A 13,706-nucleotide genomic window follows, 5' to 3' on the forward strand; every position below is an offset into this window, starting at 1 on the left:
CCACGCGCGTCACCTCGCTGGCGAAGGCGCTGAGCTGGTCCACCATCACGTTGACGGTGTTCTTCAGGTCCAGCATCTCGCCCTTCACGTCCACCGTGATCTTCTGGCTCAGGTCGCCGTTGGCCACCGCCGTCGTCACCAGGGCGATGTTTCGCACCTGCCCGGTGAGGTTCGACGCCATGAAGTTCACCGACTCCGTCAGGTCCTTCCACGTCCCGGCCACCCCCGGCACCGCCGCCTGGCCGCCGAGCACGCCCTCCGTGCCCACCTCGCGGGCCACGCGGGTCACCTCGTCGGCGAAGACGGAGAGGCGGTCAACCATGCTGTTGATCACGTCCTTGATCTGCAGGATCTCGCCGGCCGCCTCGACCGTGATCTTGCGCGTCAGGTCGCCATCGGCGATCGCCGTCGCCACCGCGGACACGTCGCGGAGCTGGACGGTGAGGTTGCCGGCGAGCTGGTTCACGTTGTCGGTCAGGTCGCGCCACACGCCCGCGACGCCTTCGACTCGCGCCTGGCCGCCGAGCTTCCCTTCCGTGCCCACCTCCTTGGCGACTCGCGTCACTTCCGACGCGAAGGCGGAGAGCTGGTCCACCATCACGTTGACGGTGTTCTTCAACTCCAGCATCTCGCCCTTCACGTCCACCGTGATCTTCCGGCTCAGGTCGCCGCGCGCCACGGCCGTGGTCACGTCGGCGATGTTGCGCACCTGGCCGGTCAGGTTGCTGGCCATGAAGTTCACGCTGTCGGTCAGGTCGCGCCACACGCCGGCGACGCCCTCCACCCGCGCCTGGCCGCCCAGCTTGCCCTCGGTGCCCACCTCCTTGGCCACGCGGGCGACTTCCGAGGCGAAGGCGCTCAGCTGGTCCACCATGGTATTGATGGTGTTCTTCAGCTGGAGCATCTCGCCCTTGACGTCCGCCGTGATCTTGCGGCTCAGGTCGCCCTTGGCCACGGCCGTCGTCACGTCGGCGATGTTCCGCACCTGGTCGGTGAGGTTGCCGGCCATGCTGTTCACCGAGTCCGTCAGGTCGCGCCACACGCCGGCGACGCCCTCCACGTTGGCCTGGCCGCCCAGCTTGCCCTCGGTGCCCACCTCCTTGGCCACGCGCGTCACTTCGGATGCGAAGGCGCTCAGCTGGTCCACCATCGTGTTGACGGTGTTCTTCAGCTGCAGCATCTCGCCCTTGACGTCCGCCGTGATCTTGCGGCTCAGGTCGCCCCGGGCCACCGCGGTGGTGACGTCGGCGATGTTCCGCACCTGGTTGGTGAGGTTGGACGCCATGAAGTTCACGGAATCGGTGAGGTCCTTCCAGGTTCCGGCCACGCCCGGCACCCCGGCCTGGCCGCCCAGCACCCCCTCGGTGCCCACCTCCCGCGCCACGCGCGTCACTTCCGATGCGAAGGTGCTCAGCTGGTCCACCATCGTGTTGATGGTGTTCTTCAGCTCCAGCATCTCGCCCTTCACGTCTACCGTGATCTTCTGGCTGAGGTCGCCGTTGGCGACCGCCGTGGTCACCTGGGCGATGTCGCGCACCTGGCTGGTGAGCGAGGCGCCCATGAAGTTCACCGCCTCGGTCAGGTCCTTCCACGTGCCCGCCACCCCCGGCACGGCCGCCTGGCCGCCGAGCACGCCTTCCGTGCCCACCTCTCGCGCCACGCGCGTCACTTCGTCGGCGAAGACGGAGAGGCGGTCGACCATCGTGTTGATCACCTCCTTGATCTGGAGGATCTCGCCGGACGCCTCGACGGTGATCTTGCGCGTCAGGTCGCCGTCCGCGATGGCGGTGGCCACCGCGCTCATGTCGCGCAGCTGCACGGTGAGGTTGCCGGCCAGCTGGTTCACGTTCTCGGTGAGGCCGCGCCAGACGCCGGCCACGCCTTCCACGTTGGCCTGGCCGCCCAGCTTGCCCTCGGTGCCCACCTCCTTGGCCACGCGGGTCACCTCGCTGGCGAAGCTGCTGAGCTGGTCGACCATCGTGTTGACGGTGTTCTTCAGCTCCAGCATCTCGCCCTTGACGTTCACCGTGATCTTCTGGCTCAGGTCGCCGTTGGCGATGGCGGTTGCCACCTGGGCGATGTCGCGCACCTGGCTGGTGAGCGACGAGGCCATGAAGTTCACGCTGTCCGTCAGGTCCTTCCACGTCCCGGCCACCCCCGGCACCTCGGCCTGGCCGCCCAGCACGCCCTCCGTGCCCACCTCCCGGGCGACTCGCGTCACCTCGTCGGCGAAGATGGAGAGCCGGTCGACCATGGCGTTGATCACCTCCTTGATCTGGAGGATCTCGCCCGCGGCCTCGACCGTGATCTTGCGCGTCAGGTCGCCGTCCGCGATCGCCGTGGCCACCGCGCTCATGTCGCGCAGCTGGACGGTCAGGTTGCCGGCCAGCTGGTTCACGTTGTCCGTCAGGTCCCGCCACACGCCGGCGACGCCTTCCACCCGCGCCTGGCCGCCGAGCACGCCCTCCGTACCCACCTCTCGCGCCACGCGGGTCACTTCGTCGGCGAACGCGGAGAGCTGGTCCACCATCGAGTTGATGGTGATCTTCAGCTCCAGCATCTCGCCCTTGACGTCTACCGTGATCTTCTGGCTGAGGTCGCCGTTGGCTACGGCCGTGGTCACCAGGGCGATGTTGCGCACCTGCCCGGTGAGGTTCGACGCCATGAAGTTCACGGAGTCGGTGAGGTCCTTCCACGTGCCGGCCACGTTGGGCACCTCGGCCTGGCCGCCGAGCACGCCCTCCGTACCCACCTCTCGCGCCACGCGCGTCACTTCGTCGGCGAAGACGCTGAGCCGGTCCACCATCGAGTTGATGGTGTTCTTGAGCTCCAGCATCTCGCCCTTGACGTCTACCGTGATCTTCTGCGTCAGGTCGCCGTTGGCGATGGCGGTTGCCACCTGGGCGATGTCGCGCACCTGGCTGGTGAGCGACGACGCCATGAAGTTCACCGCCTCCGTCAGGTCCTTCCACGTTCCGGCCACCCCCGGCACGGCCGCCTGGCCGCCGAGCACGCCTTCGGTGCCCACCTCTCGCGCCACGCGCGTCACTTCGTCGGCGAAGACGGAGAGGCGGTCGACCATGGTGTTGATCACCTCCTTGATCTGGAGGATCTCGCCGGACGCCTCGACGGTGATCTTGCGCGTCAGGTCGCCGTCCGCGATGGCGGTGGCCACCGCGCTCATGTCGCGCAGCTGCACCGTGAGGTTGCCGGCCAGCTGGTTCACGTTCTCGGTGAGCCCGCGCCAGACGCCGGCCACGCCTTCCACGTTGGCCTGGCCACCCAGCTTGCCCTCGGTGCCCACCTCCTTGGCCACGCGGGTCACCTCGCTGGCGAAGCTGCTGAGCTGGTCGACCATCGTGTTGACGGTGTTCTTCAGCTCCAGCATCTCGCCCTTCACGTTCACCGTGATCTTCTGGCTCAGGTCGCCGTTGGCGATGGCGGTTGCCACCTGGGCGATGTCGCGCACCTGGCTGGTGAGCGACGAGGCCATGAAGTTCACGCTGTCCGTGAGGTCCTTCCACGTCCCGGCCACACCCGGCACCTCGGCCTGGCCGCCCAGCACGCCCTCCGTGCCCACCTCTCGGGCCACTCGCGTCACCTCGTCGGCGAAGATGGAGAGCCGGTCGACCATGGCGTTGATCACCTCCTTGATCTGGAGGATCTCGCCCGCGGCCTCGACGGTGATCTTTCGCGTCAGGTCGCCGTCCGCGATCGCCGTCGCCACGGCGGACACGTCGCGCAGCTGGACGGTGAGGTTGCCGGCCAGCTGGTTCACGTTGTCCGTCAGGTCCCGCCACACGCCGGCCACGCCTTCCACCCGCGCCTGGCCGCCGAGCACGCCCTCCGTACCCACCTCTCGCGCCACGCGCGTCACCTCGTCGGCGAACGCGGAGAGCTGATCGACCATCGAGTTGATGGTGTTCTTCAGCTCCAGCATCTCGCCCTTGACGTCTACCGTGATCTTCTGGCTGAGGTCGCCGTTGGCCACGGCCGTCGTCACCAGGGCGATGTTGCGCACCTGGCCGGTGAGGTTCGACGCCATGAAGTTCACGGAGTCGGTGAGGTCCTTCCACGTCCCCGCCACGTTGGGCACCTGCGCCTGGCCGCCGAGCACGCCCTCGGTACCCACCTCTCGCGCCACGCGCGTCACTTCGTCGGCGAAGACGCTGAGCCGGTCCACCATGGAGTTGATGGTGTCCTTCAGCTCCAGCATCTCGCCCTTGACGTCTGCCGTGATCTTCTGCGTCAGGTCGCCGTTGGCCACGGCCGTGGTCACCAGGGCGATGTTGCGCACCTGGCCGGTGAGGTTCGACGCCATGAAGTTCACGGAGTCGGTGAGGTCCTTCCAGGTTCCCGCCACGTTCGGCACTTCGGCCTGGCCGCCCAGCACGCCCTCGGTGCCCACCTCTCGCGCCACGCGCGTCACTTCGTCGGCGAACACGGAGAGCCGGTCGACCATGGAGTTGATCACCTCCTTGATCTGGAGGATCTCGCCCGCCGCCTCGACGGTGATCTTGCGGGTCAGGTCGCCGTCCGCGATCGCCGTGGCCACCGCGCTCACGTCGCGCAGCTGCACGGTCAGGTTGCCGGCCAGCTGGTTCACGTTGTCCGTCAAATCCCGCCACACGCCGGCCACGCCTTCCACCCGCGCCTGGCCGCCCAGCTTGCCCTCGGTGCCCACTTCCTTGGCCACGCGGGTCACTTCGCTGGCGAAGCTGCTGAGCTGGTCCACCATCGAGTTGATGGTGTTCTTCAGCTCCAGCATCTCGCCCTTGACGTCTACCGTGATCTTCTGGCTGAGGTCGCCGTTGGCGATGGCGGTGGATACCAGGGCGATGTTGCGCACCTGGCCGGTGAGGTTCGACGCCATGAAGTTCACGGAGTCGGTAAGGTCCTTCCACGTTCCCGCCACGTTGGGCACTTCGGCCTGGCCGCCCAGCACGCCCTCGGTGCCCACCTCTCGTGCCACGCGCGTCACTTCGCTGGCGAAGGCGCTGAGCTGGTCCACCATGGTGTTCACGGTGTTGGCGATGCGCAGGAACTCGCCCAGCACCGGCTTGCCGTCGATCTCCAGCGCCATCTTCTGCGACAGGTCGCCGCGCGCCACGGCCGTGATGACGCGCGCCACCTCGGTGGTGGGCGTCATCACGTCGCCGATCAGCTGGTTGATGGCGTTCAGCTTGACGGACCATCCGCCGCCCACCGGGCCGATGGAGGCGCGGTCGGTCATCTGCCCCTGCCGCCCCACCGTGGTGGTGACGCGCACCATTTCGTCGGAGACGCGCTGGTTCAGGTGGGCGATGTCGTTGAACGTGTCGGCGATCTCCTCGAGCAGGGCGTCGCCGTACACGTCGGGCAGGCGCACCGAGAAGTCGCCGCCCCGCAGCGAGCGCAGCGCCAGCAGCAGCCGGCGCAGCTCGCGGCGGTCGCCGCCCTCGCCCCCGTCTCCCCCCGTCCCGTCGCCGTCGCCCGCGCCGATGCGCGCGCGGCCCCGGGGGCGGGGCACCTCACCCGCCACGGGAACCGCGGTCGAGGCCGCCGCGCCGCCGCCGTTGCCGGCCGCCGCCCGGGCGCGCCCCCGCGCCGGAGCCCCGCCGCCATTTCCGGTCACGGCCGCGCCGTCGCCAGCCACGGGGGGGACGACGGGCGCAGGAGTGCCTCCGCCGTCACCCGCCGTCTCGGGCGTCACGGCCGCCTGCGCCGCGCGCCCGCGCCGCACGGGCGAAGCCGCGCCGCCGCCGTTGCCGGCCGTGGGCGGGGCCCCGCCGGCCGAAGCCGCCGGGGTTTCGCCGGGAGGGCTGGCCGCGCGTGCGGGATCGGCCAGGCGCCGCCCACGGGGGCGCGAGGCGGGGGAGTTGTCGCCGTCGCCGGAGGCCGGCGGAACGGGGTTGGTGCGGTCGTCACCCTGAGGCACGGGATCAGCTCCTGCGAGGCGGAACGAGGCGAAATGCCGGGGACCGGCGTGCACCCACGCGGGTGCCGCCGGCCGACGCTGCCGTCGATTGATGCGGGATTCCAGGCGAGGAAAACCGCGATTCGGACTCTACCGGTAAAAACCTGTAGCGGGAATTAGCATTCCGCGAGGCGCTCGGCAAGTGGATGCCGGGCAGAAACATGTGGCGGACGCAACCCACGAGCAAAGCCGAGAAGCACGACGCAAGGGATACGCCAGATGGGAGCACAGGACTCACCGGGCGTCGAAGGCGTGGCAGGGGTTGAGGAGAGGGGAGAAAGCGACTGTCATTCCAGAGGCCCAGGCACGCCGTACCTGCCCGCTCGCCGCGCCTCGCGGGCCGAAGGATCTAACTGCGGACACGTACACCGCCCGGGCGCGGCAGCGGTCACCGCAGCCGAGGCCTCGGCTGCCGTGGGGCCCTCACCCGGCCGCGCTGACACGCGTGCCACCCTCTCCCACAAACAGCGTGGGAGAGGGGGTACACTTCGGCTTCGGGTGCGTGACCGTGGGCCTGGTGCTTGGGCCGGCGCCCCCCATCCCCAACCCTTCCCCCGCAAACTGCGCGGGGAAGGGAGCCAGTGTGGCGCATCACACATAACTCCTTGCGGCTCCACAGCGTGTCATCCTGAAGGCCCAGGCGCACCGCATTCGCCCGCAGCACACCCATCGCGGGCCGAAGGATCTAGCCGCGGACACGTACAAGCCAGGGCGCGGCAGCGGTCACTGGCAGCCGAGGCCTCGGCTGCCATGGGGCCCTCACCCGGCTGCGCTGACACGCGTGCCACCCTCTCCCACAAACAGCGTGGGAGAGGGGGCGGAGAGGGGGTACACTTCGGGCTGGGTGCGTGACCGTGGGCTTGGTGCTTAGCAGCAAAACGAAGAGGCGAGCCCGCGTGGGGACTCGCCTCTTCTTCACCAGCGGAGGGCCGGGGACTCGAACCCCGAAGACCTTTCGGTCGGCTGATTTCAAGTCAGCTGCCTTACCATTAGACTAGCCCTCCTCAGGTCCAGCCTGATTCCCAAGTATCGAAACGCCGGGCGATCAGGTCAAGGCCCCTCCATGCTCTTCCAGTGGATGGCTGCCTGCGGTGTGGGCCCGGAAACCTTTGCGACGTGAGGGGGCCGGGTTATCTTCACCGCGTGGTAACGCCTCACTTTAGGTGTTCCGCGGCCCTGTGGCCGACTCGTCGTCCGAAGGATCTCCGATCTCCATGACGAACCTGATGCGTGCCGCGCTCGCGGCGCTCGTCCTCGCCGCTTCGCACCTGGCGCCCGCACCCGCGCTCGCGCAGACGGGGGATCGCCCGGTCGTTCTCCCCACGCAGCGCGCTCGTCCGCCCGTGCGCGCGACGCCGACGCCAGCTGCGGCGGCGCCTTCGCAGCAGCGGCCGGGCCGCCCGCCGGCGGTCCGCCGCCCCAGGGTTCCGCCCGCGGCGCAGCGCGACACCGCGCCGAGCGCGGGCCCGCTCCGCGAGCGCTGGGCCGACATCAGCGTGCAGACGGCGAACTCGGGCACGTACCACCTTCCCGTGGGCCGAGGCAATTCTGGCCCGTCGGTGCTGCGGGTACAGGTGCTGCTGAGCCGCGCGCTCTTTTCGACGGGGATGATGGACGGCTACTGGGGGCACAACACCCAGACGGCGGTTCAGTTCTTCCAGTCGCGCGAGGGGCTGCCCGCGACCGGCGTGGTAGATTCCGCCACGTACGTGCACCTGGTGCGCGTGGCGGGCGACTCGCAGACCGTCGTTCCGCAGGTGTTGACCGCGGATGACGTGGCCGGCCCGTTCGTCCGCATGCCCGACGACATCTACGCGCAGGCCCGGCTGAGCTGCTCGTGCTTCGAATCGCTGTCCGAAAAGCTGACGGAGCGGTTCCACACCCGGGTGGAGGTGCTGCGCAAGCTGAACCCGGGCGTGGCGCTGGATTCCCTCGCGGCCGGCGACACGCTGTTCGTCCCCGCCGTCCGCCCCGCCGAAGCCCGTGCGCCGGGGGAGATCCGCCAGCTCGTGGTGTCGGGCGCCGGCAAGTACGTGCAGGCGCTGGATGCGAACGGCCGCATTCTCTACCACTTTTCCGCCACGCTCGGCTCCACGTTCGATCCGTCACCGCAGGGCGACTTCACGGTGACGTCCATCCACGAGAACCCGTGGTGGCACTATCAGCCGAAGCTGCTGGCCCACGTGCCCGACGACCGGCCCAACGCGCGCATTCCGCCCGGGCCCAACAGCGCCGTCGGCCGCGTGTGGATGAGCCTTTCGGCGCCGCACTACGGGATTCACGGCACCAAGTCGCCCGAGACGATCGGCTATGCACAGAGCGCCGGGTGCGTGCGGCTGACCAACTGGGACGCGCTGTTCCTGAGCAAGCGCCTGGCGCCGGGTACGCCCGTCACCTTCAGCGACACGCCGCGTCCCGGGGCAGGCCAGCCCGCGGACGCTCGGCGGCCCGTCATCGGTACGCGGGCGGACAGCGCGCGTACGGATTCCGCCGCGCGTCCCACCCCCGCGGCGCGCGACACGGTTCGCCGCGCGCCGCCGGCCCCGCGCGACACCGCCCGGTCCACGGCTCCCGCGCCCCGCGACACGGCTCGTTCGTCCACGACGGCGCCGCCTCGCGCCACGGCCACACCGCGGTCGACGTCACCGGCCAGCAGCCCGGCGCCCGCGCCGCAAACCCCGCCGCGTCCTGTCGCTCCGGCAGCGAGGGATACGACACGTGCGTCACAGCCCGCGGCGCGTCCCTGACGGGGGCCGACGAAGTGACGAGAGCGGGGCGCCGGCCAGTTCGGTGCTCCGCTCTCGTCTTTTTCGCCCCGATGCAATCGACCCGCTTCGTGTCCGCCCCCGCCACGCGGCCTAAAGGTTGCCTGTCAGGATACCGAAGCCGCCCGTCCCCCCGGGGCCGGGCGGCTTTCGCCTACACCGCGACACGAGGCACGCAAGTGATGATCATCAAACGAGTTTCGCTCGCCGTTCTGACCGCGCTTGCTGTTGCCGGATGCAAGGACGACGGCGGAGACGCGCAGGCCAAGGGCGCACAGGTACGCGAGGCCGACAACGATCCCGGGCGCGCCGTCGTGGCGTGGGACCGCCGCGCCGCGCGGATGACGCCCGAGGAGATGGAGCGCGCCCGCATGGACGAGTCGTGGATGCAGGTGGTGCAGCTGGACCCGATCGCCGGCGGCCGGAACGAGCGGCCCAATCCCGAGAAGTGGGAGCAGATCTCCATCGAGTCGGTGAACACCGCGCCGCAGCACGTGCCCCTGTACGGCGACGTGGGCGGCCCGTCGGTGCTGCGCATCCAGGTGATGCTGGACCGCGCTCTGTTCTCACCGGGGATCATGGATGGGCGCTGGGGAAAGAACACGGCCCAGGCGCTGTACTGGTTCCAGAAGCGTGAGGGACTTCCCGCCACCGCGCGGGCAGACTCGGCCACCTTCGAGCGCCTGCGGTCGGCCTCGGGCAGCCCCGCCGAACTGGTCGTGCGGCGCACGTTGAGCGCGGAAGACGTGGAAGGGCCGTTCACGAAGATCCCCGAAGACGTGTACGAGCACGCCAAGCTGGATTGCTCGTGCTACGAGTCGCTCACCGAAAAGCTGAGCGAGATGTTCCACATCACCCCCGACCTGCTGGCCAAGCTGAACCCCGGCGTGCAGATCGACGGACTGAAGGCGGGGCAGACCGTGAACGTGCCCGCCGTCCGCGACGAGAACGCGGCGGGACGGGGGCAGCAGGTGGCCAAGCTGGTCATCTCCGGACGCGGGACGTACGTGCACGCGGTAGACGCCAACGGCCGCGTGATCTACCACTTCCCGTCGACGCTGGGCGGCAAGTACTCGCCGTCACCCACCGGCAGCTACCGGGTGACCAACGTTACGCAGGACCCGTCGTGGCACTACCAGCCCGACATCCTGGTGGGCGTGCCCGACGACGAGCCCGACGCCATGATCCCCAAGGGACCCAACGTCGCCGTGGGAACGGTGTGGATGGCGCTGTCGGAGCCGCACTTCGGCATCCACGGCACGGCGGAGCCGCAGACCATCGGCTACGCGTCGAGCAACGGGTGCGTGCGCCTGACCAACTGGGACGTGGAGTTCCTTAGCCGCCACATCCGGCCCAACACGCCGGTGGAGTTCCGCGACATCATGGGGGAGAAGCAGGCCGAAGACCCCGCCAACGCCGAGTCGTCCAGCCCCCCGGCGTCCACGGGCAGGTCGTCGTCGCCGTCCGCACCGGCACCGGCGGTGCGCCCGGCGCCTGAAAAGAGCAGCGGCGGCTCCAGCGCGGCGAGCGGGCGCACGTCCACCCGCCGCGAGGGATCAACCACGCCCAGCCGGGCCGACACGGCCTCGCGCTCCGGCACCACGCGCGAGCGCACCAGCGGCGGCGCCCGCACGCGCCCGACGACGACGGAGCCGGCCAAGCAGGAGGACCACGAGGGCCATCCGCCTCGGTGATCGTGTGCTCGGAGCTTCGATCCGCCGCCCTCTCCGCCCATGTGCGGGGAGGGCGGCGTTCGTCGGAGTGTGCTGGGTGCGGCGGAGGCGACCGAGACGGAGATTGGCGCGGCCTCGCGTTTCAGTGGGTGGCGCGGAGTGTGTGGCGGATCCCTCAGTCGCTGCCGTCATCGGTACACGGGCAGGTTCGGATTGGCCGCTCCATCGGGATGACATCGGGGCTGTCCGCCCGGCTTTCTGCACATGCGGATGGGCGATACTGCGCCTGTTGCGGAGAGCCTGCGGATGCAGTCCGCGAAGGCGGACTTCGGGCCTTTGTTGCCGCGACTTCAGTCGCCCCAGCACGGGCTTAGGGTCCGGGCATGTCGATTGCGCGATTGGGCCCGGTTCGATGGACGATGCACCCTGAATTCAGAACGTGATGCCTGATCGCCAGACGTTGCACCCCGCATCCAAGGGAGCCGCCGGATGAGGCCGGGATTCGAACGGCTAATGGTCGGCCGGCTGCTGGCCGGGCGTTACGAGGTGCTGGAGCCCATCGGCCGCGGCGGGATGAGCCTGGTGTTCCGCGGGCTCGACACCACGCTGGGCCGCGAGGTGGCGGTAAAGATCGTTTCGCTGGCTCAATCGCCGGACATGGTGCTTCCCAACCTGCGGGAGCGCTTCCGCCGCGAGGCCGCGTCCGCCGCCCGCATCCAGCATCCCAACGTGGTCGGCATCTTCGACTACGGGACGGACCCGGAGCTGGAGCTGGACTTCATCATCATGGAGTTGCTGACCGGCCGCGACCTCAAGGAGGAGCTGCGCCGGAACCCCGTGCTCCCCCAGCCGGAGGCCCTTCGCATCCTGATGGACGCCGCGCGCGGCATCGCGGCGGGGCACCGGGCGGGGATCATCCACCGCGACGTGAAGCCGGCCAACATCTTCCTGGCGGGCACGGACGAGATCGAGGCGGTGCGCATCCTGGACTTCGGGATCGCCAAGCCGCTGGGCGACGACCCGGAGCACGCGCTGACCACCATCGGCCACCTTCCGCACTCGCCCGCGTACGCCTCGCCGGAGCAGATCGTCGGCACCACGCAGCTCACGGCCACCTCCGACGTGTACCAGCTGGGGCTGATCGGCTACGAGCTGCTGGCCGGACAGCGCCCGTACAACGAGCACGAACGCACCCGCGTCCGGGCGGGCGAAGATGTGCCGCTTCCGCGCACGCCGGCGTGGACGGCCGTGTCTCCCGCGCTCTGCGACGTCATCCAGACGGCGCTGCGGCTGAACCCGGAGGAGCGCCAGCCCGACGCCGCAGCGTTCATAGAGGCCCTTGCCGCCGCGCAGTCGGATGACGGGACCGCCTATCACCCGGGATCGGCGCCCCTCGTCGTGGCTGTGGCCGAGGACGCGCCTGTCCTGATCGCCGAGGACGCGCCCGTCCTCGTGCCGGAGACGGACTCCACCGCGGTGGTGAGCGGCGCGGCGGGGGTGCCGGTGATCGCGCCGTCCGTGGCCGCGCCTCCCGTCGCCCACGCGGCGGATGGACTGGAGCCTGCCGCGGTGCCCGCCAGCCGGCCGGCGCGGAAGTTCGCCGTGCCGGGCACGCCGGTGATGTGGATCGTGCCGCTGCTCCTGCTGCTGGCCGTCGCCGTATGGGCGTCGCGCCGGGGCGGGTCGGATGCGCCGGCCGTGTCCGCCGTGGCGCCGGACTCAGGCCAGCTCGCCGCACTGGATGGCGAGTTCCTTAAGCTGCAGGGCGCGGTGGGCGCACGCGCCGTCGCCGAGGCGCCGCCTCCGCAGCCGGCCGGCGGCGCGCCGGGCACGCCCGCAGGCACGGCTCCAGGCACGCCCGCCAGCGACACGGACGTGCTGACGCGCGCGAAGGTGGAGATCGAGCAGAACGTCCGCGCACTCAACCAGGCGTGGGTGGACGGGGAGGTTCGCGAGCACGTGCGGTATTACGGAAGCCGCGTGGACTACTACAACTCGCGGCGCCTTCCCCGGTCGGGCGTGTACCGCGACCGCGTCCGCGATGCCAAGCGCTACGAAACCCGCGCCATCACGGCACATTCCATCAACGTGCAGTTCCTGGAGCCGGACCGCGCGCGCGTGCTGATGGACAAGGAGTGGGTCTTTGGCGGGGAGGGGCAGACGCGCCGCGGGCGGGGGATGCAGGAGTACATCTTCAAGCGCGACGAGGACGACGGGAAGTGGTACGTGGTCAGCGAGCAGCTGCTGACCAGGAACGAGGAGAACAGCAGGTAACTGCGGTCGGGACGGTAACTACGGTCGGGACGGTAACTACGGTGGAAAGGAATCAGGGCTGATCGGCGTTTCCGCGCGATCAGCCCTTTCCGTTGCCCTTGCCCTTCCCGTTGCCGCGCCCCCGTCCGCGATCGTCGTTTCGATGCTCGCGGGCGTGCCCATCGTCCCGGCCCCGCGAGTCGTCTCGTCCACGGCTCTCGTCGCGGCCCCGGGACTCGCTGCGGATGACGGGCCTGGGCGCTGGTGCCGCGGGCGTGGTGCGGACGACCGTGCGGGGCGCGGAGCCGCCCGTGGGCGGGGACGAAGAGGCGGTCGACTCCCCCTCGTCCTCCGGCTCGTCATCAGCACCCCCGTCGGAGGGCGCGAGGCCGGGGAGGTCGGTGGCGGCGACGCGGCTGGGGATGGTGATGCGGCTCGCCAGCACGTAGCCGTTCTCGAACCTGCCCTGCACCTGCACCGAGTCGCCCGGATTGATCGAGGAAGCGGCGGCCTGGCCACCGTCCGTTCCCACCAGCTCCGTCGCCGGTCCGACGATGACCCGCAGGTCGGGGAGGGACGCGTTCTCCGGGCGCAGCAGCATGGCGCCGCTCTCCGGTGCCCAGCCGAGCACGGCGCCACCGGCGTCCACGTTCTCCGGCACCCGGCCCTCGGGGGCCATACGGATGCCGTTCACCACTACCGCATCGGCGCCGTCCAGCTCGATGGAACGCGGAAAGGCCAGCCCCGACGCCTCGTCCACGCGAAGGCCGTGCAGCGTCAGCTTCGATCCCGACGGCAGGCTGCCCACGTTCAGCACCCCGGCCGTGTCGCCGCCGCGCATCAGCCGCATGCTCGCCGGGCCGGGCACCAGCTCGGCGATGGAGAAGCCCGCCGTGTCGGCGCCCGCGCTGCGCTCCGCCTCCACCACCCACACGGACGTGGGCGAGGCGGCGCCCGGGGCGAAGTTTCCCGCCACCGTCGCGCCCTCGTCGCCGCCGCACGCGGCCAGGGAAGCCAGGAGTACCAGTCGAATCCTCATGCAGACCGGGTCGGGCACCA

The 13,706-nt window shown here is 70.1% G+C and carries 5 protein-coding genes and 1 tRNA gene; 3 read left to right on the forward strand and 3 right to left on the reverse strand.

Features of this window, described 5'->3' with window-relative positions; translation table 11 throughout:
• Both VF632_RS22400 and VF632_RS22405 read right to left on the reverse strand, forming a co-directional pair.
• On the reverse strand, positions 1–5,482 hold a 5,482-nt coding region (locus VF632_RS22400; RefSeq protein WP_414682913.1), incomplete at its 3' end, for a HAMP domain-containing protein.
• A gap of 1,396 nt (positions 5,483–6,878) precedes the next feature.
• Positions 6,879–6,960: transfer RNA gene (locus VF632_RS22405), tRNA-Ser, on the reverse strand.
• Positions 6,961–7,170: 210 nt separating this feature from the next.
• Between VF632_RS22405 and VF632_RS22410 the strand changes: the two genes are divergently transcribed.
• From VF632_RS22410 to VF632_RS22420, 3 genes are all read left to right on the forward strand, one after another.
• Positions 7,171–8,703, forward strand: a complete 1,533-nt coding sequence (locus VF632_RS22410; RefSeq protein WP_331025161.1) for a L,D-transpeptidase family protein — start codon at positions 7,171–7,173, stop codon at positions 8,701–8,703.
• 200 nt (positions 8,704–8,903) lie between these two features.
• The gene (locus VF632_RS22415) at positions 8,904–10,415 is read left to right on the forward strand and encodes a L,D-transpeptidase family protein (RefSeq protein ID WP_331025162.1); all 1,512 of its coding nucleotides are present in this window, start codon (positions 8,904–8,906) and stop codon (positions 10,413–10,415) included.
• 468 nt (positions 10,416–10,883) lie between these two features.
• The gene (locus VF632_RS22420; protein WP_331025163.1) at positions 10,884–12,668 is read left to right on the forward strand and encodes a serine/threonine-protein kinase; all 1,785 of its coding nucleotides are present in this window, start codon (positions 10,884–10,886) and stop codon (positions 12,666–12,668) included.
• Positions 12,669–12,747: 79 nt separating this feature from the next.
• On the opposite strand, the gene VF632_RS22425 is transcribed toward VF632_RS22420, so the two are convergent.
• Positions 12,748–13,686 carry a hypothetical protein gene (locus tag VF632_RS22425; protein WP_331025164.1) on the reverse strand — a complete coding sequence of 313 codons (939 nt, stop codon included), beginning with the start codon at positions 13,684–13,686 and terminating at the stop codon, positions 12,748–12,750.
• Positions 13,687–13,706: the final 20 nt, after the last annotated feature.

Source organism: Longimicrobium sp. (assembly GCF_036388275.1).
Classification (GTDB): domain Bacteria; phylum Gemmatimonadota; class Gemmatimonadetes; order Longimicrobiales; family Longimicrobiaceae; genus Longimicrobium.

Coding starts and splice junctions, on each gene's coding strand:
- VF632_RS22420 (WP_331025163.1), top strand. CDS start 10,884: ATGAGGCCGGGATTCGAACGGCTAATGGTCGGCCGGCTGCTGGCCGGG.
- VF632_RS22425 (WP_331025164.1), bottom strand. CDS start 13,686: ATGAGGATTCGACTGGTACTCCTGGCTTCCCTGGCCGCGTGCGGCGGC.
- VF632_RS22410 (WP_331025161.1), top strand. CDS start 7,171: ATGACGAACCTGATGCGTGCCGCGCTCGCGGCGCTCGTCCTCGCCGCT.
- VF632_RS22415 (WP_331025162.1), top strand. CDS start 8,904: ATGATCATCAAACGAGTTTCGCTCGCCGTTCTGACCGCGCTTGCTGTT.